Annotated in this window: 22 protein-coding genes, 4 pseudogenes and 1 riboswitch; of the genes and pseudogenes, 4 read left to right on the top strand and 22 right to left on the bottom strand. The window is 70.4% G+C overall.

All coding sequences use genetic code 11. The features are described 5' to 3' along the window. The first annotated feature begins 68 nt into the window (after positions 1 to 68). Together Prum_RS16040 and Prum_RS16045 are read left to right on the top strand one after the other, a co-directional pair. Positions 69 to 1490: a hypothetical protein gene (locus Prum_RS16040; RefSeq protein WP_173077305.1), complete on the top strand. Its 1422-nt coding sequence runs from the start codon at positions 69 to 71 to the stop codon at positions 1488 to 1490. A gap of 152 nt (positions 1491 to 1642) precedes the next feature. Beyond that, positions 1643 to 2659, top strand: a complete 1017-nt coding sequence (locus Prum_RS16045) for a methyltransferase (protein WP_173077306.1) — start codon at positions 1643 to 1645, stop codon at positions 2657 to 2659. A 222-nt stretch (positions 2660 to 2881) separates the two neighbouring features. Here the strand turns inward: Prum_RS16045 and thiC are convergent. From thiC to thiE, 7 genes and pseudogenes are all read right to left on the bottom strand, one after another. Beyond that, positions 2882 to 4456 (bottom strand): annotated as a pseudogene (gene thiC, locus Prum_RS16050) (phosphomethylpyrimidine synthase ThiC); the annotation flags it as partial. A 16-nt stretch (positions 4457 to 4472) separates the two neighbouring features. Beyond that, positions 4473 to 5264 carry a bifunctional hydroxymethylpyrimidine kinase/phosphomethylpyrimidine kinase gene (gene thiD / locus Prum_RS16055; protein WP_173077308.1) on the bottom strand — a complete coding sequence of 264 codons (792 nt, stop codon included), beginning with the start codon at positions 5262 to 5264 and terminating at the stop codon, positions 4473 to 4475. Positions 5265 to 5416: 152 nt separating this feature from the next. Next, a pseudogene (locus Prum_RS16060) lies at positions 5417 to 5856 on the bottom strand (thiamine phosphate synthase); the annotation flags it as partial. Then, on the bottom strand, positions 5853 to 6617 hold the full coding sequence (locus Prum_RS16065; protein WP_173077309.1) for a thiazole synthase: 765 nt from the start codon (positions 6615 to 6617) through the stop codon (positions 5853 to 5855). The gene Prum_RS16065 and the pseudogene Prum_RS16060, both read right to left, overlap by 4 nt. A gap of 2 nt (positions 6618 to 6619) precedes the next feature. Then, entirely contained in the window at positions 6620 to 6820 is a 201-nt protein-coding gene (gene thiS, locus Prum_RS16070) for a sulfur carrier protein ThiS (protein ID WP_173077310.1), read from the bottom strand. Further along, a pseudogene (gene thiO, locus Prum_RS16075) lies at positions 6817 to 7826 on the bottom strand (glycine oxidase ThiO). The gene thiS and the pseudogene thiO overlap by 4 nt, the downstream one beginning before the upstream one ends. Next, the gene (gene thiE, locus Prum_RS16080) at positions 7823 to 8431 is read right to left on the bottom strand and encodes a thiamine phosphate synthase (RefSeq protein ID WP_173077311.1); all 609 of its coding nucleotides are present in this window, start codon (positions 8429 to 8431) and stop codon (positions 7823 to 7825) included. Before thiE ends, thiO begins: the two are co-directional and overlap by 4 nt. Further along, a riboswitch (TPP riboswitch) is annotated at positions 8423 to 8531 on the bottom strand. Its footprint overlaps the gene before it by 9 nt. A gap of 84 nt (positions 8532 to 8615) precedes the next feature. Here thiE and Prum_RS16085 point away from each other — a divergent pair. Further along, entirely contained in the window at positions 8616 to 9518 is a 903-nt protein-coding gene (locus Prum_RS16085; RefSeq protein WP_173077312.1) for a type IV toxin-antitoxin system AbiEi family antitoxin, read from the top strand. A 51-nt stretch (positions 9519 to 9569) separates the two neighbouring features. On the opposite strand, the gene Prum_RS16090 is transcribed toward Prum_RS16085, so the two are convergent. The 3 genes and pseudogenes from Prum_RS16090 to Prum_RS16100 all read right to left on the bottom strand — a co-directional run bounded on the left by Prum_RS16090 (position 9570) and on the right by Prum_RS16100 (position 13439). Further along, a complete protein-coding gene (locus tag Prum_RS16090; RefSeq protein ID WP_246277920.1) occupies positions 9570 to 11105 on the bottom strand; it encodes a copper resistance CopC/CopD family protein in 1536 nt (511 codons plus the stop codon). 124 nt (positions 11106 to 11229) lie between these two features. Beyond that, positions 11230 to 12816: an ABC-F family ATP-binding cassette domain-containing protein gene (locus Prum_RS16095; RefSeq protein WP_173077313.1), complete on the bottom strand. Its 1587-nt coding sequence runs from the start codon at positions 12814 to 12816 to the stop codon at positions 11230 to 11232. A gap of 24 nt (positions 12817 to 12840) precedes the next feature. After that, a pseudogene (locus tag Prum_RS16100) lies at positions 12841 to 13439 on the bottom strand (class I SAM-dependent methyltransferase). A gap of 79 nt (positions 13440 to 13518) precedes the next feature. Here Prum_RS16100 and Prum_RS16105 point away from each other — a divergent pair. Beyond that, the gene (locus tag Prum_RS16105; protein ID WP_173077314.1) at positions 13519 to 14304 is read left to right on the top strand and encodes a hypothetical protein; all 786 of its coding nucleotides are present in this window, start codon (positions 13519 to 13521) and stop codon (positions 14302 to 14304) included. Here the strand turns inward: Prum_RS16105 and truA are convergent. The 12 genes from truA to secY all read right to left on the bottom strand — a co-directional run bounded on the left by truA (position 14293) and on the right by secY (position 22544). Next, entirely contained in the window at positions 14293 to 15102 is an 810-nt protein-coding gene (gene truA, locus Prum_RS16110; RefSeq protein ID WP_173077315.1) for a tRNA pseudouridine(38-40) synthase TruA, read from the bottom strand. The two genes, Prum_RS16105 and truA, sit on opposite strands and share 12 nt — an antisense overlap. 90 nt (positions 15103 to 15192) lie before the next feature. After that, on the bottom strand, positions 15193 to 15741 hold the full coding sequence (gene rplQ, locus Prum_RS16115; RefSeq protein ID WP_173077316.1) for a 50S ribosomal protein L17: 549 nt from the start codon (positions 15739 to 15741) through the stop codon (positions 15193 to 15195). A gap of 29 nt (positions 15742 to 15770) precedes the next feature. After that, positions 15771 to 16793, bottom strand: coding sequence for a DNA-directed RNA polymerase subunit alpha (locus Prum_RS16120; RefSeq protein ID WP_173056640.1), 1023 nt, complete (start codon positions 16791 to 16793; stop codon positions 15771 to 15773). A gap of 94 nt (positions 16794 to 16887) precedes the next feature. Then, a complete protein-coding gene (gene rpsD / locus Prum_RS16125) occupies positions 16888 to 17514 on the bottom strand; it encodes a 30S ribosomal protein S4 (RefSeq protein ID WP_173077317.1) in 627 nt (208 codons plus the stop codon). A gap of 20 nt (positions 17515 to 17534) precedes the next feature. Then, a complete protein-coding gene (gene rpsK, locus Prum_RS16130) occupies positions 17535 to 17942 on the bottom strand; it encodes a 30S ribosomal protein S11 (protein WP_173077318.1) in 408 nt (135 codons plus the stop codon). Between the two features lie 19 nt (positions 17943 to 17961). After that, positions 17962 to 18342 (bottom strand): 30S ribosomal protein S13, encoded by a 381-nt coding sequence (gene rpsM, locus Prum_RS16135; RefSeq protein ID WP_173077319.1) that lies wholly within the window; start codon positions 18340 to 18342, stop codon positions 17962 to 17964. A 153-nt stretch (positions 18343 to 18495) separates the two neighbouring features. After that, positions 18496 to 18609 (bottom strand): 50S ribosomal protein L36, encoded by a 114-nt coding sequence (rpmJ, locus tag Prum_RS16140; RefSeq protein WP_029020881.1) that lies wholly within the window; start codon positions 18607 to 18609, stop codon positions 18496 to 18498. 36 nt (positions 18610 to 18645) lie between these two features. Beyond that, positions 18646 to 18867, bottom strand: coding sequence for a translation initiation factor IF-1 (gene infA / locus Prum_RS16145; protein WP_007073013.1), 222 nt, complete (start codon positions 18865 to 18867; stop codon positions 18646 to 18648). A 187-nt stretch (positions 18868 to 19054) separates the two neighbouring features. After that, positions 19055 to 19561, bottom strand: coding sequence for a DUF1707 SHOCT-like domain-containing protein (locus tag Prum_RS16150; protein ID WP_173083795.1), 507 nt, complete (start codon positions 19559 to 19561; stop codon positions 19055 to 19057). 142 nt (positions 19562 to 19703) lie between these two features. Beyond that, positions 19704 to 20549 carry a type I methionyl aminopeptidase gene (map, locus tag Prum_RS16155; RefSeq protein ID WP_173077320.1) on the bottom strand — a complete coding sequence of 282 codons (846 nt, stop codon included), beginning with the start codon at positions 20547 to 20549 and terminating at the stop codon, positions 19704 to 19706. Between the two features lie 9 nt (positions 20550 to 20558). After that, positions 20559 to 21212 (bottom strand): adenylate kinase, encoded by a 654-nt coding sequence (locus Prum_RS16160; protein WP_173077321.1) that lies wholly within the window; start codon positions 21210 to 21212, stop codon positions 20559 to 20561. Beyond that, on the bottom strand, positions 21213 to 22544 hold the full coding sequence (secY, locus tag Prum_RS16165; protein WP_173077322.1) for a preprotein translocase subunit SecY: 1332 nt from the start codon (positions 22542 to 22544) through the stop codon (positions 21213 to 21215). Positions 22545 to 22675 lie beyond the last annotated feature (131 nt).

Here is a 22675-nt window from a genome sequence, read left to right on the forward strand (position 1 = left end):
CTGTGTGACGTCTCAAGCTCTCCATGGCTGGGTGGCGGCGGCTGGCATCCCCACGTAACGTGCCGGACATGGCATTGCGTACCTGGAGCAAGGTGCTGCTCGCCGCGCTCGGCGTCGGCCTGCTCGCGGGTGCGAGTCAGTTGGGCGTCGCGTTCGGCCTCGGCATCGTGCGGCTGAGCCGCACCTTCCCCACCGGCGAGGAAAACCAGTGGACCGCCCAGATGGCGTGGGTGACCTGGTTCGCGATGGTGGCCGCGGTCGCCGGCGCCGTCGCCGCCGACCGGATGGCCCGCCGGCACGGCCACGTCGGTGGCACCGGGTCCCGCATCGCGTACGCCGTGTGCGCCGGCATCGGGGCGGCCGTCCTGGTGCCCCTGTGTATGCAGCCGGCCCGCTTCGCCCAGGTCCAGTCCACCGACCCGGTCCTGGTGATCGGGCTGTCCGCCGCCCTGGGCGCCATCGCCGGCGTGTTCGTCGCGATCGCCGCGCTCAGCCAGGAAAGCCTGCTGTGGAACGTGGTCGTCGTGACCGCGGGCGGCTGGCTGCTCGCGATCATCTCCGTGGCGCCCTCGCTCGGCTCCGGCGACCCGCTGACCGACGTACGGCTCGGCGTGCCCGACCTGGCGTCACTGAGCACCGGCACCACGCAGAGCCTGGCCGTCATGACCATGCCGCTGCTCGCGCTGGTCGGCGGCGCCGCCATCGCCGGCGTCGGGCGCTGGCTGGGCCGCCCGCCGATGACGATCGCGGCCTCGGGACTCATCGGTCCGGCGATGATGTGCCTGGCGTACCTGGTCGCGGGGCCGGGCAGCTCGGCCGACAAGTACCAGGCGGCGCCGTACTGGGGCGCGCTGGTCGCGGTCGGCGCCGGCGTACTCGGCTCGGTGCTCGCCACGGCGGCGCGCCGCCCGACGTTCCCGTCCCGCCGCCCGGAGCCCGACTCCGCCCCGTCGCCATCCCCCGCGCCCTCGCCGCCCTCCGCGGCCCCGCGGCCCTCCCAGTCCTCCGCCTCATCGCCGTCCTTGCCGGACGAGCCGACCGCGGACCTGTCGCGCGGCTCCTCCGACGACGAGCCGTCGACCGTCGACCTCGCACGCTCCACGAACGAGGGCCGGCCAGCACGGCGGCCGCCGCCTGCGGCTCGCGAGTCCGCGGTCGGCGGGGCGGTGACCGCGTTCGCCGCCGGCCGCCGGGCCGCCGCCCGCCAGGCCCAGCCCGACGACCCCGCGGCGAGCACGCCGGCACCCGCCCGGCCATCGAAGGCGGCCCCCAAAGACGCGCCGGGCGACCGCCCCCGGAAGGGTCTTTTCGGCCGCCGGCGCGCCACGCCGGCCCCGCCCGAGCCCGATCCGGAGCCGATCCCGAAGGGCGACGTCCCCACCCAGCGCGGTAGCCAGACGCGCCCCGAGGCGCCGCTGAAGCCCCGCGACGAGGAGTACGTCGACTGGGTCAGCGGCCTCTCCACCGACCCCGACAAAGACCGCCCCTAGGACTTTCCGTGTCGATCAAGGCTTTGCGCGTCGATCAAGGGCAAATGGTCGCGGTTTGATCTTTGATCCACGGCCGTATGCCCTTGATCGACGCGAAAGTCCTTGATCGGTGCAGGGTTTGGAAGCTGATAGTTGCTGAGTACGATGTCCGAATGCTGACGCCGACGCCCCTCATGCGCCTCGTGTCCGGTTTCTGGAGCTTCAAGACGTTCGCTGCCGCTGTCGAGTTAGACCTGTTCAGCAGGTTGGCCGGCGGCAAGACCATCACGGTGGAGAAGGCCGCCGCCGACCTCGGCCTCGCCGACCGCCCGGCCGACCTCCTGCTCGCCGCGTGCGCCTCGCTCGGCCTGCTCGACAGATCCGGTGACGGCTACCGCAACTCGGCGCTGGCCGAGGAGTTCCTGGTCTCCGGCAAACCGTACTACTTCGGTGGCCAGGTACGGTACTGCGACGCGCGGACGTACCTGCCGTGGCACCGGGTCGGCGACGCGCTGCGCACCGACCGGCCGCTGACCTGGGACCCGGACAGCCAGGAGTCGATGTTCGAGACCGAGGACCCGCAGATCCTCGAGCTCTTCTGGGAGGCCATGTACTCCACATCGATCTTCACAGCCCGCGCGCTCGGCGAGGCGTACGACTTCGGCGCGCACACCCGACTGCTCGACGTGGGCGGCGGCTCCGGCGCGTACCCGATCGAGCTGTGCCGGCGGTATGCCGGCCTCCAGGCGACGGTGTACGACCTGCCGCATGTCTGCCCCATCGCCGACGAGAAGGGCGCGGCGGCCGGGCTGAGCGACCGCATCGACAGCTTCGCCGGCAACTTCCTGCACGAGCCGGCGCTGCCGCCCGGGTACGACGTCATCCTGCTCAGCATGATCCTGCACGACTGGGACGAGCCGACCAATCGTGAGCTGCTGGGCAAGTGCTTCGCGGCGCTGCCGACCGGGGGCGCGGTGGTGGTGTCCGAGCTGCTGCTGAACGCCGACCGGACCGGCCCGCCGGAGGCCGCCCTGATGGGGATGAACATGCTCGTCGAGACGGTGGGCGGCCGGAACTACTCGGAGACGGAGTACGTCACCTGGCTGACCGAGGCCGGCTTCGTCGACGCCGAGGTCATCCACTTCGAGGCGCCCGGCGCGAACGGCGTCGTGGTGGCCCGCAAGCCCTGACGCTCCCCGGGCGCGGCGGGCGCCGCGCCCGCTGTGGCGCCGCGCGTCGCGGCGCCGCGCCCGCCGATCAAGGACTTTCGCGTCGATCAAGGGCATACGGCCGTGGATAAGAGATCAAACCACGACCGTTCGCCCTTGATCGACGAGCAAAGCCTTGATCGACGCGGAGGCCGGACGCGCGCAGGCGCGCGAAGCCAGAAGCGCGGGAACGCGCTCAGGCGAGGGGAGGTACACCCGGGAACCCGAGTCCAGGAACTCCTCCGACTTTTCCTTCATGCCGCGCGCGGCGTACTCCTTGAGCTCTTGGGTGATCTTCATGGAGCAGAACTTGGGGCCGCACATCGAGCAGAAGTGCGCCGTCTTGGCGGGCTCGGCCGGCAGGGTCTCGTCGTGGTATGCCCGCGCCGTCTCCGGATCCAGCGACAGGTTGAACTGGTCCGCCCAGCGAAACTCGAACCGCGCCTTGGACAGCGCGTCGTCCCACGCCTGCGCCCCGGGGTGCCCCTTAGCGAGGTCGGCGGCGTGTGCGGCGATCTTGTACGCGATGACGCCGGCCTTCACGTCGTCGCGGTCCGGCAGGCCCAGGTGCTCCTTCGGGGTGACGTAGCAGAGCATCGCGGTGCCGAACATGCCGATCATGGCGGCGCCGATCGCCGAGGTGATGTGGTCGTACGCGGGGGCGATGTCCGTGGTCAGCGGTCCGAGCGTGTAGAACGGGGCCTCGTGGCACACCTCCTGCTGGAGGTCGACGTTCTCCTTGATCTTGTGCATCGGCACGTGGCCGGGCCCCTCGATCATCACCTGGACGTCGTGCTCCCACGCCACCTCGGTCAGCTCGCCCAGCGTGCGCAGCTCCGCGAACTGCGCCGCGTCGTTGGCGTCCGCGATGGACCCCGGCCGCAGCCCGTCGCCCAGCGAGAACGTGACGTCATAGCGCGCCAAGATCTCACAAAGTGCAGCGAAGTTGGTGTACAGGAAGTTCTCCTCGTGGTGCGCCAGGCACCAGGCGGCCATGATGGAGCCGCCGCGCGACACGATGCCGGTCACCCGGTCGACGGCCAGCGGCACGTACCGCATGAGCACGCCGGCGTGCACGGTCATGTAGTCGACGCCCTGCTCGCACTGCTCGATGACGGTGTCCCGGAAGACCTCCCAGGAGAGCTTGACCGGGTCGCCGCCCACTTTCTCCAGCGCCTGGTAGATCGGCACGGTCCCGATCGGCACGGCGGAGTTGCGGACGATGGCCTCGCGCGTTTCATGAATTCGGCGTCCGGTTGAAAGATCCATCACGGTGTCCGCGCCCCACCGTGTCGCCCAGGTCAGCTTCTCCACCTCCTCCGCGATCGAGGAGGTGACCGCGGAGGTGCCGATGTTGGCGTTGACCTTCACGAGGAACCGCTTGCCGATGATCATTGGCTCGATCTCGGGGTGGTTGACGTTGGCCGGCAGGACGGCTCGGCCAGCCGCGATCTCTTCTCTCACCAATTCAACAGGCACGTCCTCGCGGATCGCCACGAACTCCATCTCGGGAGTGGCCACCCCAGCACGCGCATAAGCAAGCTGCGTCGGACGGGATCCCGCCAGCGGCGTACCCGCACCCCGCACGGGGGCGACATCGCCGCGTGAAGCGATCCACGGCCCCCGCAACGGCGGCAACCCGACCGCGGGGTCCGACCCCGGCCCGGACGTGTCGTACAGGCGGAGCGGTGGTTCGCCGCCGGACAGCTCCACCTCGGCGAACGGCACCCGGATGTCGGGCCGGGATCCCTCGACGTACACCTTGCGACGAGCTGACATCGTGCCTCCTCAGCTGCTAGATCGACTTCCAGTCCAGGTGGTCGAGCGGCCCGGTGCCGCCGCCCAGCTTCCAGTCGCGCGCACCCGCGAGCGCTCGGGCGACGTACTGCTTGGCGAACACGAGCGCGTCCGGCACCGAGTCGCCCAGGGCGAGCCGGGCGGCGATCGCGGCCGAGAACGTGCAGCCGGTGCCGTGCGTGTTGCGGGTGAGGATGCGCGGGTACCGCAGAAACCGCGTGCCCGCGTCGGTCCACACCGCGTCCACGGCCTCGCCGCCGGCCACCATGTCGCCGCCGGTCACCACCACGTACTTCGGCCCGCCGGCCGCGAGCTGGCCCGCGGCGCCGGCCATGTCCGCCGGCGTGGTCACCGGCCAGCCGACCAGCGCCGACGCCTCCTCGCGGTTCGGCGTGGCCACCAGCGCGTACGGCAGCAGCCGCTCGATCGCGCCGACCACGCCCAGCCGCCGGCCGCTGGACGACTCCAGCACCGGGTCGATGACCAGGTTGGGCAGCAGCCCGGCGCGGGCCTTGGCCAGGACCGCCGCCGCGACCTCGCCGGTGGCCAGCATGCCGGTCTTCACCGCGAGCGGCGGGAGGTCGTCGAGCACCGAGGTCAGCTGCGCGCTGACCACGTTGCCGGGCATCGGGTAGACGTCCTGAACGCCCCGGGTGTTCTGCGCGGTCGTGGCGGTGATGACCGACGTGCCGTACACCCGCAGCGCCGCGAAGACCTTGAGGTCGGCCTGGATGCCGGCGCCGCCACCCGAGTCCGAGCCGGCGATGGTGAGCGCGATCGGAGGTGTCATAGTCCCACCCCACCCCGCTCCGCAAGGGCCTCGACGGACTCCGTCGCACCGCGCAGGTCACGGACCACCGCCGCGGGATCCTCCGCCCGCATCACCGCGCCCATCACGGCCACACCGGCGGCCCCCGCGGCCACGCACGCGGCCGCGTTGGCGGGCGTGATGCCGCCCAGGGCCAGCACCGGAACGGGCGAGCGCGCGACCAGCTTCGCCAGCCCGTCAATTCCAAGCGGGGGCCGTATCCAGGCTTCGAGGGCGTGGGATAGACGGGCGAAACGACCGCGTATTGCTCTGTCGTAATCCGGGAGAGCTCGACGGCGTCGTGGCAGGAGCGACCGACGAGCGCCAGCTCCGGCGGCGGGTACGGCCCGGCCGCCGCCAAGTGCACCGCATCGCCACCCAACGGATCCGGTCCAGCCACGATCAAACCCGCGCCGACCACCGCGCGCAGGGCCGCCGCCAGCGCCGCGCGCTCATCGGGCGGCAGGTCTTTTTCCCTGAGTACGACGTACGCCGCCCCGCCTGCGAAAGCCGACTCGACCACCTCGACGAGCGACCGGCGCGCCTGACGACGGTCGGTCAGCACGACGATCACAGGTGGGGCCTTCCTTCGTCCGGAGTGGACGCCAACGCGTGGAACCGCTTGGGAATCCGCCCTGCACCGGCAGCCAGCCAGCCCGCCTCGACCGCGTGCCGCATCGCCGCCGCCATCCGCACCGGGTCGGCCGCCCGGGTGACCGCGCTGGCCAGCAACACCCCGTCGCAGCCCAGCTCCATGGCGAGCGCGGCGTCCGACGCGGTGCCGACGCCGGCGTCGAGGATGACCGGCACCCGCACCGACTGGCGGATCAGCCGGATGTGGTGGGGGTTGTTGATGCCCAGCCCCGATCCGATCGGCGCACCCGCCGGCATCACCGCGGCGCAGCCCGCGTCCGCCAGCCGTCGGGCCAGGATCGGATCGTCGGTGGTGTACGGCAGCACGGTGAACCCGTCGGCCACGAGCTGCTCGGCGGCGCGCATCAGCTCGACGGCGTCCGGCAGCAGCGTGCGCTCGTCGCCGATCACCTCCAGCTTGACCCACGGCGTCTCGAACGCCTCGCGGGCCAGGTGGGCGACCTTGACCGCCTCGGTCGCGGTGTAGCAGCCGGCCGTGTTCGGCAGCACCCGTACGCCGCGCCGGTCCAGCAGGTCGAGCAGCCCGCCGCTCATCGTCGCCGCGGTGTCCACCCGGCGCAGCGCCACGGTGACCAGCTCGGTCCCGCTCGCCACGATGGCCTTGTCGAGTACGTCCAGACTGGACGCTCCCCCGGTGCCCAGGATGAGCCGACTTCCGAAGTCGACGCCGGCGATGCGCATGCTCAACCCCCCTGCGCCGCGGTCAGCACCTCGATCTGGTCGCCATCCCGCAGCGCCGCCCCGGGCCAGCCGCTGCGCGGCACCACCTCGCCGTTGACCGCGACCGCCACGCCACGCTGCCGGTCGGTGACGGCGGTGACCGCCTCGGCCACGGTCGCCCCGTCCGGCAGGACTCGCGCGCTCCCGTTGACGACCACGTTCATGTGAACCTCGCGGGGGTGAAGGGGGCCAGCATCGGATCCGGCTCGCCGGTCTCGATCAGGTCGGCGATCAGGTCGGCGGTCACCGGGGTCAGCACGACCCCGTGCCGGTGGTGGCCGGTCGCGACGACCGTCCCGGGGCCGTGGAAGCCCAGGATGGGCATGTTGTCCGGGGTACCCGGGCGGTGGCCGGCGATGGCCTCGGCCAGCTCGTACTCGACCAGGTCCGGCACGAGGTCTGCGGCCGCGCGCAGCAGGTCGAGAACGGCTCCGGCGGTCACGAGGGTGTCGGTGCGCTCCTCCACGGTCGCCCGACCACCACCTCCCCGTCGAGTCGCGGCACGAGATACACGTGACGGCCATCGGCGTACCCGCGAATCACGTGCCGGAAGCCCGGCGGACGGCCATCGGGCGCGCGGAGGCGGAGGATCTGGCCCTTGACCGGGCGGACCGGCAGCCCGGTCAGGGCGGCCGAGCCGCAGCCGGCGGCGATGACAGTACTTCCCGCATTTTCCCGGTGACGGCCGATTTTCGTGCCGGCGGCGAGCGCGGCCCGGCGCAGCGCGGGCACCAGCCTGCGCGGATCGACCTGGTGGTCGTCGGTGAACGCGCCGCCGCGCACCCGCGGCGACAGCAGGGGCTCGACGTCCCTCGGTCGCACCTTCTCCACGCGCAACCCCAGATCACGCTGGTACGTCCAGAGCCGCTCGGCCTCGGCGTAGTCGTCGCCGGTCAGCGCCACGATCAGCGTGCCGTCGGTGCGGTAGCCGACGTCTTCGCCCAGCTCGGCGGCGAAGGCCGGCCACCGCTTCGCCGACTCCACCAGCAGCCGGGTGAGCGGCTCCTCCCCGAAGTACGCCTCGGCGACCGGCCCGAGCATGCCGGCGGAGGCGTGCGCCGCGCCGCGCCGCCCGTCGTCGACGACGCTCACGCGCATGCCCCGCGAGGCGCACCGCCAGGCGATCGCCAGCCCGATGGGGCCGGCCCCGATGACGGTGACGTCGTTCATGTCAGCGCCTTCCACAGTTCCGCCGACGCTTGAGCCGGATCTTTCGCGTTCGCGATCGCGCCGACCACCGCCACCCCGTACGCGCCCGCCCGCCTCAGCTCGGGCACCCGGTCGGCGGTGACCCCACCGATCGCGATGACCGGTACGTCGACGGCGGCGGCCACGGCCGCGACCCCGCCCGGCCCGATCGGCGGCGGCAGCCCGTCCTTGGTGCTCGTGGCAAAGGCCGGCCCGACGCCCAGGTACGTGGCCCCGCTGTCGACAGCGGCCCGCGCCGTGTCGGGATCGCGGGCGGTCGCGCCGAGCACGGCGTGCCGGCCCAGCACCCGGCGGGCCGCGTCGACGGGCAGGTCGAGCGCCCCGACGTGCCCGCCCGCCGCGCCGACCGCGAGGGCGATGTGCAGCCGGTCGTTGACCAGCAGCAACGCGTCGCCGCATGCGGCCTTGACGCGACACGCCAGCTCGTACGCGTCCCGGTCGCTCGTGTCGTCCTCGACGCGCACCTGGATCGCGATGTCCCCACCGGTGGCGGCGACGGCGGCCCGTACGACGGCAAGCGGGTCGCGCCGGGCGTCGGTGATGAGATGAAGCCTAGGAAAGGACACGCCGCTCCTCCCTGCGCCGGCATTACCCGGATCAGGTTCGACGGTCGGGGGCTGCATGCCCCCTCTCAGCCCGGTGCACCGGGCTCCCGCGGGGTTGTACTCCTTGCGGCGAGACTACGACGCTGACCTCAAGGCGTAAAGGGCGGGACAGCGGGTGAGACTTCTGTTACGCCATGATGTCCCGATGCCTCGGCACGCCCACATCCCACCGCGGCTCGGTTTCCTCCCCTTCCGGGGCAGCGAGGCGATAGCCAGCGGCCGGCTCACCAAGGCCATGCTGCGCGGCCCTACGTGGTTCCGGCTCCTACCGGATGTGTATGTAAGTACTGCCTCCTTCGAGGAGCACCCAGACCATCGCATGTGGTGCGACGCCGTCGCGCTGTTGCTCCCCGAAGGCGCGGCGATCGGTGGGCTGAGTGCCGCGTACCTGTGGGGTGTGAACCTGCTGCCCCACGACGCGCCGGTCCATGTGGTGATCCCCGAACGGCGACGGCTTCGACCGCATCCGCGCATTGCGACCATCCGGTCTTCAGTCGCCACATCCGACGTCACGCGCTTTGCCAATGTGCCCGTCACCACGCCGGTGCGTACGGCCTTCGACCTCGCGAGGCGCCCACCTCGCGTGGACGCGCTCGTCGCTGTCGACGCGCTCTTACACCGGCGGGTTGTCAAGCTTTCCACGCTCGCGGCGTACGCCGAGGCGCACCGCGGTTGGCCGGGCGCCCGCCTCCTCGGCGAGGTGCTCGCCCTCGCCGAGGAGAAGAGTGAGTCGCCCATGGAGACGCGGCTGCGCCTGCTTCTCATCGACGGCGGCTTGCCCCGCCCGGTGGCTCAGCACGACGTCCTCGACAAGCTCGGCCGCTTCCTCGCCCGCCTCGATTTGGCGTACCCCGAGTTGCTGATCGGCATCGAGTACGAGGGCGATCACCACCGGGAACGGGCGACGTTCCGGCGGGACGTCGCCCGCCTCAACGCCCTCCGCGCGATGGGCTGGCTGATCCTCCGCTGCACCGCCGACGACATTTACCGACATTCCGCCCGGCTGATCCGCGACGTCACCGCCGCCCGGAAGGAGCGCGGCGCGTGACTGGAACGCCAGTGCTGTTATGGCGGGGGTTTAACAGCACTGGTGTTCCGGTCAGGGCACGGGGACCGTGGTGCGGACGGTCGCCTGGTCGACGTCGGAGATGCGGATCGTAAGGGTTAGCTCCCACTTGCCCGGGTACGGGAACGACAGCGGGCCGATCCCCTGGTTGCCGTCGATCGTCACGACGTCGTTCTTCAGCCCGTCGATGCCCTTCTCCGGAAGGGAGAGCGTCACTTTCCACTCCGCCACGTCCTGGACCGGCTTGCCCTCGGGCGTGTAGACGAACGCGTGCAGCGTGTTGTACTCCCCCAACTGCACCGGAAAGATCTCGAACTGTACAGAGTAGACAGAACTGTTCAGGGTAGTGGAAAAACCAACCGCCTGCTCGGCGGCGGCGGCTTCGACGCCGGCTGAGCGGCCCGGCGTCGTCTGCACGAGGGCCGAGCTGGCGACGAGGATGAACGCGGTGATGCCCAGTTCGACCGACGCGAGGCGGCGCACCCCACCGGGCGAACTGCGCAGCACCAGCCGCCGGGAGAAGAACGCCACCGCCAGCACGGCGATCAGCAGGCCGGCCTTCACGAGCAGGAGTTGGCCGTAGCGAGTGTCGAAGAGGCGGGCGAGGCCGCCGATCTCGATGACGGCCTGCAGCACACCGCCCAGCACGAGCCAGCACACCGCCGCGGTCGCCCACCTGGACCAGATGGGGAGGATGATGCCCAGCACGCGGTGGTCGGGCCCGCCGCGACGCAGGAGGAAGGCCACCAGCACGATCAGGCCGCCCAGCCACACCGCCATGCTGGCCAGATGCAGGACGTCCCCGACGGCCGAGACCGGCGGAATCGGCGAGGCGGCCGGGTGACCGGCGAACGGCCAGGTGAAGAGGCCGACGACGGCCGCTCCCGCGAGCGCGAACCGGGTGACCCGCCGGGCCTTGACCCGCAGCGCGGGGCGGATGAGCGCCGCCACGACGGCGATCACGAGCAGGCGCACCAGCAGGGCGACGCCGGTCTCGCTGGTCACCACCTGCTTCAGCTCCAGCGGCGAGACGTCGAACGGTCCGGCACCCGACGTGTACGGCGCTTGCAGCCACAGCGAGCACACCGTGCTCGCGGCGAGGAGCGACAGTCCGGCCCACACCAGGCGCAGCGGCCCGCGCCGCGATTGGCGCCGGGGCCAGAGCACCGCGAGCATCAGCAGCGGCCCGACGACGAAGGTCAGGCCGACATAACCGGCGTACTTCGCGGCGGAGAGCAGTACCGCCACCGCCGTGTTGTCCGTGGACACCTCGGGCGCGGTCTCGGACGGCGCGCCGACCGAAAACGTGTACGCGCCGGTGAGCGGGTGGCTGTCGGCGGAGATGATGCGGTAGCTGACCACGTACGTGCCGAGCGGCCGGTCAGCCGTCCGCACCGCGATGGTGAGCGTGGTGCCGGTCGCCACCGGGTCGCCGTCGTTGATGCGCTTGCCGTTCGGCGCGATGACCTGCGTCTTGCCGGGGATCACGCGGACCGGCTCGTTGAAGGTGAGCGCGATCGTGGTCGGCGCTGTGGCGACGACGGCGCCCTGCTGCGGGGTCGCGGTCACGAGGACCGCGTGTGCGCTGGCTGCCGTCGGGGCACCAGGAGCCCGAGGCACAGCCCGAGCAGCACTGCCCCCAGCCAGCGTCTCATGCCAGTAGTTCGGATCCCGGCGGGGAAAGGTTCAACGGTCACCACACCGGCTCGGGCGTCTCGACCACCTCGCCATCGCCGGCGAAGACGACAAACCGGTCGAACGACCGCGTGAACCACCGGTCGTGCGTCACCGCGATCACCGTGCCCTCGAAGGCGCGCAGGCCCTCTTCGAGGGCCTCCGCCGACGCCAGGTCCAGGTTGTCGGTGGGTTCGTCGAGCAACAGCAGCGTCGCCCCCGACAGCTCCAGCATGAGTACGAGGAACCGCGCTTGCTGCCCGCCCGAGAGGGTGCCGAAGCGCTGGTCGCCCTGCCCCGCCAGGTCATACCGGTTGAGCACCTTCATCGCGGCGTGCCGGTCCATGCCGGCCCGATGATCGTCGCCCCGCCACAGCACCTCGACCAGCGTCTTGTCGAGCAGTTCGGGATGGTCATGCGTTTGGGAGAAGTGACCGGGATGGACCCGGGCACCGAGCCGGGCCACCCCGGCGTGGGCCACCGAGGACGGATCGCCGAAGAGCCGTAGGAAGTGCGACTTGCCGGTGCCGTTCGCGCCGAGGACGGCCACCCGGTCGCCGTACCAAATCTCCAGGTCGAATGGGTAGGTGAGGCCGTCAAGCTCGAGCTGCTCGCACATCACGGCTCTCTTGCCGGTCCGCCCGCCGGTCAGGCGGATGCGGATGTCCTGGTCGCGCGGCGGCAGCGGCGGCGGCCCGGCCTCCTCGAACTTCCGCAGCCGGGTCTGCGCGGCCTGGTAGCGCGAGGCCAGGCCGTCGTTGTACGCGGCCTTCTGCTTGTACATCAGCATCAGCTCGCGCAGCTTCTGGTGCTCCTCGTCCCAGCGGCGGCGCGTCTCCTCCAGGCGGTCGTGCCGGGCCGCCCGGGCGTCGTGCCAGGACGCGAAGCCGCCGGGGTGCACCCACGCGCTCCCGCCCTCGACGGCCACCACCCGGTCGGCCGTTTGAGCCAACAATTCTCGATCATGCGATACGTAGAGGATGGACTTGCTCGACTCCCGCAGGCGCTCCTCCAGCCAGCGCTTTCCGGGCACGTCGAGGAAGTTGTCCGGCTCGTCGAGCAGCAGCACCTCGTCGGTGCCGCGGAGCAGCAGTTCGAGGGCGAAGCGCTTCTGCTGGCCGCCGGAGAGCGTGCGCACCGGCCTATCTCTCGTCTCTTCCCAAGGTCGCCCCATGACAATGGTCGACACGGTGTCGAAGAGGACCTCGGCGTCGTACCCGCCGGCCTCACCCCAGGCGGCCAGCGCGTTCGCGTACGCGATCTGCTGCCGCTCGGTGGTGAGCGAGGCGGCTGCGGCGGCCAGCCGCTCGCCGGCGGCCCGCAGCGCCGGCGGCGCCAGCGAGAGGGCGAGGTCGTGCAGCGTGGATTCATCTCCGATCATGCCGATGAACTGCCGCATCGCGCCCAGCCCGCCGGCGCGGGCGATGCCACCGGTCGGCACCGGCAGATCGCCGGCCACCATCCGCAGCAGCGTCGTCTTGCCGGCGCCGTTGGGCCCGACCAGGGCCACCTTGGCGCCCTCGCCGACCCGAAACGAGACGTCCCGGAAGAGCTCCCGCCCGTCCGGCAGCGTGTGCCCGACCCCGGCGACGTCCACATAACCCACGCAGGCATCCTGCCCGATGCCCTGTTACCCGTCACCTACTTTAAGAACACGAAACCCCTTCTGGCTGGCGTGCCGCTGCACCGTCCGGCCGCGGTCGACGAGCCACTGCTGGAGCGAGTCGGCGCCGAGGTGCCGGGCCACGACCAACCACGCCACGCCGCCCGGAGCCAGCCGGGGCAGCCAGCGGTCGAGCATCGCGTGCAGTTCCGGCTTGCCGATCCGGATGGGCGGGTTCGAGTAGATCGCGGCCAGCGCGACCCCGTCCGGGATGTCGGCCACCACCTCGATGTTCTCCGCCCCGACCCGCACGGCGTTCTCGGCGGCCAACTCGCGGGCGCGGGCGTTCACGTCGACGGCGTACACCGTGGCCTTGGGCACCGCGGTCGCCAGGACACAGGCGATGGGGCCATAGCCACAGCCCAGGTCGAGGAACGGACCGGCGGCGCCGGCCTCCGGCAGCGGGGCCTTGCGCAGGAGTACAGCGGTGCCGGGGTCGAGCCGGTCGGCGGAGAACACGCCCCCGCGGTGACCAACGTGAAGTCCCGGCCCGCGGCGGTGAAGCCGATCTCGCGGCGGCGTTCGGTCACGCGCGGCTCGGCGCTGAAGTAGTGCTCTCCGGTCACGTCGAGCATTCTCACACGGGGATCGCTCTATCGTGGATTGCGGCTTTTTGACCCAAATACCTAAGTTACCCTGTCCGGCATGGTTTATGGGCGACATGCCCACACAGGTCCCAGACACGCCCGCCCGGCGCTGGCGCCCGTCGCCGCCCTGCTCAGGCGGCCCCGGAAGCGGACCTGGCAGGCGCTGACCAGCGGGCTCAGCGCCGTGGCCCTGCTGATGGTGTGCGGGCTGAGCTCGTACTTCATCGTGGCGGACGAGCGGCAGGGGCGGGACGCGCAGGCGTCGGGCAGTGCCGCCCCCACCGCGCTCCCGCGCGACATCAGCTCGCGCGAGGTGGACGCGGCGCCGCTCACCACGGCCGAGGTCTTTCCCGGCCGGGAGATCCGCATCGGTCCGGGTGAACCGCCGTACCGGGTGCTGAAGACGCAGTCGACCGGGCGCTGCCGGCTCGCCGCCACCGGCGAGCTGGGCAAGCTGCTGGCCGACCTCGGCTGCGCCCAGGTCGTCCGGGCGACGCTGCGCTCGCCGACCGGCAAGTACCTGGTCACCGCGGGGGTGTTCAACCTCGACGACGTGGAGGGCGCCAACTGGGCGCACATGAAGATCAAGCCGATGGTGGACACGGGGAGGGGCCGCTTCGCCGGGTTGGTCGCGGGCCGGGGCACCGAGCCGGTCGCGCTGGCGTCCGCCCAGGTCGGCTGGCACGTGCGCGGGCACTACCTGGTCTACTGCGTGATCGCGCGCGCCGATGGAAAGACCATCACGGCGCGCGACCCGTACGCCCCGCAGATCCTCTTCGACATGATCGAACTGCACCTGCGCGGCACAGTCCTGGCGAAGCGGGCGACGCGGTCAGCCGCGTAGCCGGCGGGTCAGCTCGGCGCGCCGGGCGTACTCGACGGGATCCGCGGGGTAGCCGACCGCGACGAGGGTCAGGCCGTGCGCGGGCGCGACGGTGACCTCGCTGGAGCGTTCCCGGCGGGTCAGCAGCGCGGCCGGCCAGTCGACCGGGCGGCGGCCGTCGCCGGCGGCGAGCATCGCCCCCACCAGGCTGCGCACCATCGCTTGGCAGAACGCGTCGGCCTGCACGGTGGCGACCAGGATGCCGTCCGGGTCACGCCGCCAGTCGAGGCGGGAGATCGCCCGGATCGTGGTGGCGTTCTCCTTGCGCTTGCAGTACGCCGCGAAGTCGTGCTCGCCCAGGAGGCCCTCGGCGGCGGCGTTGAGCGCGGCCAGGTCGAGCGGGCGAGGCCAGGCGAGCGTGTCGTGGCGGGCCAGCGGCAGGGCGCCGTACGGGACGTCGGTGACCCGGTACTCGTACCGGCGGAACGTCGCGGAGAACCGGGCGTCGAAGTCGGCCGGCACCGCGGCGGCCGTGGTAACCCGCGCATCGGCGGGCAGCAGGGCGGCGAGGCGGCGTACCAGGGTCGGCGCCAGCCGCTCCCACGCGTCGTCCGGCAGGTCGACGTGGCAGACCTGGCCGGTGGCGTGCACCCCCGCGTCGGTACGCCCCGCCACGGTCAGGCCGGTCGCCGCGCCGGGTCCGAGGAGCCGGTCCAGTGCCGCGCAGAGCACGCCGGCGACGGTACGGCGCTCCGGCTGGGCCGCCCAACCGGAGAAGTCGGTGCCGTCGTACGCCACATCCAGCCGTACCCGCGTCATCCCCTCCTCCCCCTCCCAACGTGATCAAGGCGTCCTTCAAGTCGTTCTAACGACTTGAAGGACGCCTTGATCGCTATGCGGTGGTGCTGCTCAGTCCTTGACCTCGTCCTTGGCGCCGGGCGCCTCGGTGGCCTCGGCCTCGGGCTCGGGCTCGGTGGCTTCGCTCGACGCGGCCGGGGGCTCCTCCTCGCCGGCGAGCGCCTCGACCTTGTCCTGCTGGGCGGCCGCCTTGCGGGCGGTCTTCTTGGCAGCCTTCGCGGCCTTCGCCGGCGGCGCGACCACCAGCTCCTCGACCAGCTCGATGATCGCCATAGGCGCGGCGTCACCCTTGCGCGGACCGGTCTTCACGATCCGGGTGTAGCCGCCGCTGCGGTTGGCGTACCGCGGGGCGATCTGGTCGAACAGCTCGAAGACCACGTCCTTGTCCCGGACCACGGTCAGCACGCGACGCCGCGAGTGCAGGTCACCGCGCTTGGCCTTGGTGATCAGCTGCTCCGCGAGCGGGCGCAGCCGCCGGGCCTTGGTCTCGGTCGTGGTGATCTTGCCGTGCCGGAACAGCGACGTGGCCAGGTTGGCCAGCATCATCCGCTCGTGCGCGGGGCTGCCGCCGAGGCGGGCACCCTTGGTGGGCGTGGGCATCTTTTCGTGCTCCTGTAATCGGGCAGTCGCTAGAGCTGCTCGGTCTCGCGGTAGTCGTCGGAGTCGTAGTCAACCTCGCCGAAGGAGTCCACGACGTGCGCCGGGTCGAAGTTCGGAGCCGAGTCCTTCAGCCCCAGGCCCATCCCGGCGAGCTTCATCTTGACCTCGTCGATGGACTTCTGACCGAAGTTCCTTATATCGAGCAGGTCGGCCTCCGTACGCCCGATCAGCTCGCCGACGGTGTTGATGCCCTCACGCTTGAGGCAGTTGTACGACCGGACGGTGAGGTCCAGCTCCTCGATCGGCAGAGCCAGGTCGGCGGCCAGCTGGGCGTCCTGCGGGGACGGCCCGATGTCGATGCCCTCGGCGGTCTCGTCCAGCTCGCGGGCCAGGCCGAAGAGCTCGACCAGGGTCGAGCCGGCCGAGGCCAGCGCCGTACGCGGGCCGATCGACGCCTTGGTCTCGACGTCGATGATCAGCCGGTCGAAGTCGGTGCGCTGCTCGACACGGGTCGCCTCGACGCGGTACGTCACCTTCAGCACCGGCGAGTAGATCGAGTCGACCGGGATGCGGCCGATCTCGGCGCCGGCCTGCTTGTTCTGCGCGGCGGTGACGTAGCCGCGACCCCGCTCGACGGTCAGCTCCATGTCGAGCCGGCCCTTGCCGTTCAGGGTGGCGAGCTTGAGGTCGGCGTTGTGCACGGACACGCCGGCCGGGGGCTGGATGTCGCCCGCGGTGACGTCGCCGGGGCCCTGCTTGCGCAGGTACATGCTGACCGGCTCGTCGTGCTCGGAGCTGACGCACAGCTCCTTGACGTTCATGACGAGCTCGACCACGTCCTCCTTGACACCGGGGATCGTGGTGAACTCGTGCAGCACGCCGTCCACCTTGATCGACGTCACGGCCGCGCCGGGGATGGACGACAGCAGCGTGCGCCGCAGGGAGTTGCCGAGCGTGTAGCCGAAGCCGGGCTCGAGCGGCTCGATGGTGAACCGCGAACGGGTCTCGCTGATCGACTCCTCGGAGAGGGTCGGCCGCTGGGTGATGAGCACTGTGTTTCTCTTTTCTGCCGGGGCCGCCCACTATTTGACGACCGCGAACCTGACGGCCGGCGCGCCCAGGTCGACGCGCCGGCCCTCTCAAGCGTTACTTGGAGTAAAGCTCGACGATCAGCTGCTCCTGGACCTGCGTGTCGATGACCTGCCGGGCCGGGAGGGTGTGCACGAGGATCTTCATCTGGCTGGGGATCGCCTCGATCCACGCCGGGACGCTCTTGGAGCCGGCCTGCGCCTGCGCGACGATGAAGGGCGTCAGCTCCTTCGACTTCGGCCGCACGTCGACGATGTCGTGCTCCTTGACGCGGTACGACGGGATGTCGACCTTCTTGCCGTTGACCAGGAAGTGGCCGTGCTTGACGAGCTGGCGCGCCATGTCGCGGGACATGGCGTACCCGGCCCGGTAGACCACGTTGTCCAGGCGGGACTCGAGGATCTGCAGCAGCACCTCACCGGTCTTGCCCGGCTTGGTGACGGCCTCTTCGTAGTAGCCGCGGAACTGCTTCTCCAGCACGCCGTACACCCGGCGGGCCTTCTGCTTCTCGCGAAGCTGGAGCAGGTACTCGCCCTCCTTGGTACGGCCGCGGCCGTGCTGCCCGGGCGGGAACGGCCGGGACTCGAAGGGGCACTTGGGACCGTCGCACTTGCTGCCCTTGAGGAACAGCTTCATCTTCTCCCGCCGGCAACGGCGGCAGTCAGCACCGGTGTAACGAGCCATGTTCTTCTAACCCATCCCTCTCAGACCCGGCGCCGCTTCGGCGGACGGCACCCGTTGTGCGGCTGCGGCGTGACGTCGGCGATCTGGCCGACCTCGAGGCCGACGGCCTGCAGCGAACGGATGGCGGTCTCCCGGCCGGAGCCCGGCCCCTTCACGAAAACGTCGACCTTGCGCATGCCGTGCTCCATGGCCCGGCGAGCGGCTGCCTCGGCGGCGAGCTGCGCGGCGAACGGAGTCGACTTGCGGGAGCCCTTGAACCCCACCTGACCGGCGGACGCCCAAGAGATCACCGCACCGGTCGGGTCCGTGATCGAGACGATGGTGTTGTTGAACGTGCTCTTGATGTGCGCCTGCCCGTGGGCGACGTTCTTGCGTTCCTTGCGCCGGACCTTCTTGACGGCGGCCCCGGTGCGAGCCTTCGGTGGCATAAGTCTTCTGCGCTCCTAATTACTTCTTGCCGGGCTTCTTCTTGCCGGCGACGGTCCGCTTCGGACCCTTGCGGGTACGCGCGTTGGTACGAGTCCGCTGCCCACGGACGGGCAGGCCCCGGCGGTGCCGGATGCCGGCGTAGCAGCCGATCTCGACCTTGCGGCGGATGTCCGCGGCGACCTCGCGGCGCAGGTCACCCTCTACCTTGAAATTGGCCTCGATGTAGTCGCGGAGCTGCACGAGCTCCTCGTCCGTGAGGTCCTTAGCGCGCTTGTCGGGGCTGATGCCGGTCGCGGTGAGCGCCTCGATGGCGCGGGTCCGACCGACCCCGAAGATGTAGGTGAGCGCGATCTCCATCCGCTTTTCGCGGGGGAGGTCGACGCCGACTAGACGAGCCATGCGCGGGCGTACTCCTTGTGGGTTTCGCGGAGGTCTGTGCCCGGCCCACCCCGCTTGCCCAAGCGGGCCCCGGCCTCCGACCGGGGGTCAGCCACGAATGCGCCGTGATCGGCGGAATTCCGCGGCTGGGACGAGCTTCTTCTGTTGGGTGCGTCAGCCCTGGCGCTGCTTGTGGCGCGGGTCAACGCAGATGACCATGACCCGGCCGTGCCGGCGGATAACCCGGCACTTGTTGCAGATCCTCTTGACGCTCGGCTTGACCTTCACGGTTCGCCTTTACTCTTCCGGTTGTTAGCTCGACGACTACTTGTAGCGGTAGACGATGCGCCCGCGAGTGAGGTCGTACGGCGAGAGTTCGACGACGACCCGGTCTTCGGGCAGGATGCGGATGTAGTGCTGCCGCATCTTGCCGCTGATGTGGGCCAACACCTTGTGGCCGTTGGCGAGCTCCACCCGGAACATGGCGTTCGGGAGTGGCTCGATGACCCGGCCCTCGATCTCGATGGCCCCGTCCTTCTTGGGCATGTCCTCCGCTGTCCTGACGTCGGGTTCTTCGGACAGGCTCGCACCGTCTTACACGAGTGAGGAAATCCACCCGCGCCAGCCGCGGCTCCGGCTACCCACAGAAGCGCGTGGTGGGCATGCCAGAGTGGACGCTGCGCGCCGACCGCCCAGTGTACGCGCGTTCACGTATCGACAGCAAACCGAGTGGTTAGCCGTCACTCTCGGCTTCTTTGCTGGCCTTTTTGTCTGCCTTTGCGGCCTTTTTGCGGGCCTTCTTGGCGGCCCACTTCTGCGGCTCGCCGCTCATCAGCCCGGTCACCGTCTGGACGAGGAGCACCGCGCCCCACGGGCCAGCCACCCAACCCGGCCAGAAGTAGATCAGGTCCTGCGCCATCAGGCAGATGACCGCCCAGATGCCCACCGTGATCGCGACCACGCCGGCGTAACGCTCCCAGACGTCGATCAACCAGCGCCGGGTCGCGTCGGAGTAGGGCAGGTCCAGGTCTGGTCGCGCACCGGCGGGAACGACCTGGGACCGCTCCAGCGGCACGGTGCCCGGCAGGTCGGCGAGCAGGCGGTCCAGGTCGCCATACGTCTTCGCCGTGTACGCCCGCTGCAGGCGCTCGTCGTACTCATGCAGGTCCAGCCGACCCTCGTTCAGCGCGGTGCGCAGCCGTTCCGCGACCGCATGCCGGTCGTCGTCCGCGGCGCGCATCTCGTCCCGCCCATCCACGCCTACGAGCATGCCATCCGCGTACGTTCCACGGCAGCGCCGACCTTGATCACGTTGATCAGGGAATGCCTCTCTCGACACGCCACAACATGCCCGAGCCGTTCCCTGATCAACTCGCTCGCGGCTACGCCCGGGCGGGCTCGCGGGCGGTGACCAGCTCGCCGAGGCGTTCGCGGCCGCCGTCGGGGGCGGTGAGGACCCAGACGCCGTCGTCCAGGAGCGCCATCGAGTGCTCCACGTGGGCGGCGACCGAGCCGTCGCGGGTGACCACGGTCCAGCCGTCGTCGAGCTCCTCGGTCTTGGGCGAACCGATCGTGATCATGGGCTCGATGGCGAGGGCCAGCCCGGGCACCAGGCGCGGACCGCGGCCGGGGCGACCGTGGTTGAGCACGTGCGGGTCCTGGTGCATCTCGGTGCCGATGCCGTGCCCGCCGTACCCGTCGACGATGCCGTACCGGCGGCCGGATCGCCGGACGGCGGACTCCACGGCGTACGAGATGTCGGTGAGCCGGCCGCGTCCGGAGGCGGCGCCGCGCGCGGCGGCGGCGATGCCCGCCCACATCGCGTCTTCCGCCACTTCGGCCATGTGCAACAGTTCGGGACGTACCTCGCCGACCGGTACGGTGATCGCCGCGTCGCCGTGCCAGCCGTCGAGCACCGCGCCACAGTCGATGGAGATCAGGTCGCCGTCGCGCAGGATCTGCTGGGGCGAGGGGATGGCGTGCACGATCTGCTCGTTGACGGAGGAGCAGATCGAGGCCGGAAAGCCGTGGTAGCCCTTGAACGACGGCACCGCGCCGGCACCCCGGATCACCGATTCGGCGAGCGCGTCCAGGTCGGCGGTGGACACGCCCGGCGCCACCGCTTCACCCATCTTGGCCAGCGCGGACGCCACGACGAGACCCGCGGCACGCATCTTCTCGATCTGTGCGGGGGTCTTGAGCTGGATAGCGAGTTGGTGGCGGCGCATAGTTCGAGGCTAGCCGCCGTACGAGCGGAGGGCGTCGATCGCGCGCACGGTCACGTCTTCGACGGGGCCGGTGGCGTCGATGCCGACCAGCTTGCCCTGCGCGCCGTAGTAGTCGACCAGCGGCGCGGTCTTCTCGGCGTACTCCACGAGGCGGTTGGCGATCGTCTCCGCCTGGTCGTCGTCGCGCTGGAAGAGCTGGCCGCCGCACCGGTCGCAGATGCCCTCGCGGGACGTCGGGTCGAACTCGACGTGCCAGATCTTGCCGCAGCCCCGGCAGGTGCGCCGGCCGGACAGCCGCCGGATGACCTCGTCGTCGTCGACCACCAGCTCCATGACCAGGTCGAGCGCGGTGCCGAGGTCGGCGAGCAGCTTGTCGAGCGCGACCGCCTGCGGGGTGGTACGCGGGAAGCCGTCGAGCAGGAAGCCGTCCGACGCGTCCGTCTCCGCCAGCCGGTCGCGCACCATGTTGATCGTGACCTCGTCAGGCACCAACTGGCCGGCGTCCATGTACCGCCGCGCCTCCACGCCGAGCGGCGTGCCTTGCGACACGTTGGCGCGGAAGATGTCCCCGGTCGAGATCTTGGGCACGGCCAGGTGGGCGGCGATGAACTCTGCCTGGGTCCCCTTTCCCGCCCCTGGAGGACCGACCAGTACGAGGCGCATCTACCGCAGGAACCCTTCGTAGTTCCGCTGCATGAGTTGGCTCTCGATCTGCTTCACGGTCTCCAGGCCGACGCCGACCATGATCAGCACTGCCGTGCCGCCGAACGGGAAGTTCTGATACTGGCTGCTGTTCAGCCAGATGAAGAAGAAGTTCGGCAAGATCGAGATTAGGCCCAGGTAGAGGGCACCCGGAAGGGTGATCCGGCTCAGGATGAAGTCGAGGTACTCGGCGGTGGGCTTGCCCGGGCGGATACCTGGCACGAACCCGCCGTACTTCTTCATGTTCTCCGCGACCTCGGTCGGGTTGAACGTGATCGACACGTAGAAGTACGTGAAGAAGATGATCATGAAGAAGTAGACGACGATGTAGACCCAGTCGGCCGGGTTGGCCAGGTGGTTGTTGACCCAGGCTTCCCACTTGCTCGGGTTGGTCTGGTAGTCGGTGAACTGCAGGCCGAGCTGCGGCAGGTAGAGCAGCGACGACGCGAAGATGACCGGGATGACGCCAGCCTGGTTGACCTTGAGCGGGATGTACGTCGAGGTGCCGCCGTACATCCGGCGACCGATCATGCGCTTGGCGTACTGCACCGGGATGCGGCGCTGCGCCTGCTCGATGAAGACGACCGCGGTGATGACCACCAGGACCAGCGCGAGCACAAGGAAGAATGCGCCCCAGCCCTCGCTCTCCTTGATCGTCCAGCCCTCGGAGGGGAGCCGGGCCGCGATCGAGGTGAAGATCAGGACGGACATGCCGTTGCCGACGCCGCGGTCGGTGATCAGCTCGCCGAGCCACATGACCACGCCGGTACCGGCGGTCATCGTGACGACGAGGGCGACGAGCGTGATCCACAGCGGCATGCCGGTGCCCTCGGGAATGAGGGGCCACTGGTCACACTGGTTGTTGAAGAGCTGCCCGGAGCGGGCCAGCGCCACGAACGCCGACGCCTGGAGCACCGCGAGACCGAGCGTCAAGTAGCGGGTGTACTGCGTGATCTTCGCCTGGCCGGCCTGACCCTCCTTGCGGAGCTGCTCCAACCGCGGAATCACCACGGTCAGCAGCTGCAGGATGATCGACGCGGTGATGTAGGGCATGATGCCCAGCGCGAAGACCGACAGCGACAGCAGCGCGCCGCCAGAGAATAGGTTCAACAGCGTGAAGACGCCGGGCGCACCCTGCTCCATCGCCTCGATACACCGCTGGGCGTTGCCATACGACACACCAGGGCTCGGCAGCGTCGCGCCGAGCCGGTATATCGCCACGATGAAGATCGTGAACAGCAGCTTCTTGCGCAGGTCAGGCGTGCGGAACGCACTGAGAAACGCGGAGAGCAACTTCTTCCTCCTGCGCGAGGCGGCCGCCGGATGATGGCGGGCGGGTCGGGCGTCGGGCGGTCACCCGACATCCATACTGGCAACGGACTCTAACAGTACGGTGTGAGTTCGGGCAGATGCGCCCGGGGACA

The sequence above is a fragment of the Phytohabitans rumicis genome (assembly GCF_011764445.1).
In the GTDB taxonomy this organism is placed as follows: Bacteria; Actinomycetota; Actinomycetes; order Mycobacteriales; family Micromonosporaceae; genus Phytohabitans; species Phytohabitans rumicis.

Excerpts from the sequence above, each read along its gene's own strand:
- truA (WP_173077315.1), bottom strand. The coding sequence starts at position 15,102 with ATGACGCGGGTACGGCTGGATGTGGCGTACGACGGCACCGACTTCTCC.
- infA (WP_007073013.1), bottom strand. The coding sequence starts at position 18,867 with ATGCCCAAGAAGGACGGGGCCATCGAGATCGAGGGCCGGGTCATCGAG.
- rplQ (WP_173077316.1), bottom strand. The coding sequence starts at position 15,741 with ATGCCCACGCCCACCAAGGGTGCCCGCCTCGGCGGCAGCCCCGCGCAC.
- Prum_RS16105 (WP_173077314.1), top strand. The coding sequence starts at position 13,519 with ATGGTTTATGGGCGACATGCCCACACAGGTCCCAGACACGCCCGCCCG.
- Prum_RS16150 (WP_173083795.1), bottom strand. The coding sequence starts at position 19,561 with ATGCGCGCCGCGGACGACGACCGGCATGCGGTCGCGGAACGGCTGCGC.
- thiS (WP_173077310.1), bottom strand. The coding sequence starts at position 6,820 with ATGAACGTGGTCGTCAACGGGAGCGCGCGAGTCCTGCCGGACGGGGCG.
- rpsD (WP_173077317.1), bottom strand. The coding sequence starts at position 17,514 with ATGGCTCGTTACACCGGTGCTGACTGCCGCCGTTGCCGGCGGGAGAAG.
- thiD (WP_173077308.1), bottom strand. The coding sequence starts at position 5,264 with ATGACACCTCCGATCGCGCTCACCATCGCCGGCTCGGACTCGGGTGGC.
- Prum_RS16085 (WP_173077312.1), top strand. The coding sequence starts at position 8,616 with ATGCCTCGGCACGCCCACATCCCACCGCGGCTCGGTTTCCTCCCCTTC.
- rpsK (WP_173077318.1), bottom strand. The coding sequence starts at position 17,942 with ATGCCACCGAAGGCTCGCACCGGGGCCGCCGTCAAGAAGGTCCGGCGC.
- Prum_RS16065 (WP_173077309.1), bottom strand. The coding sequence starts at position 6,617 with ATGCGCATCGCCGGCGTCGACTTCGGAAGTCGGCTCATCCTGGGCACC.
- Prum_RS16160 (WP_173077321.1), bottom strand. The coding sequence starts at position 21,212 with ATGCGCCTCGTACTGGTCGGTCCTCCAGGGGCGGGAAAGGGGACCCAG.
- rpsM (WP_173077319.1), bottom strand. The coding sequence starts at position 18,342 with ATGGCTCGTCTAGTCGGCGTCGACCTCCCCCGCGAAAAGCGGATGGAG.
- Prum_RS16045 (WP_173077306.1), top strand. The coding sequence starts at position 1,643 with ATGCTGACGCCGACGCCCCTCATGCGCCTCGTGTCCGGTTTCTGGAGC.
- map (WP_173077320.1), bottom strand. The coding sequence starts at position 20,549 with ATGCGCCGCCACCAACTCGCTATCCAGCTCAAGACCCCCGCACAGATC.
- Prum_RS16040 (WP_173077305.1), top strand. The coding sequence starts at position 69 with ATGGCATTGCGTACCTGGAGCAAGGTGCTGCTCGCCGCGCTCGGCGTC.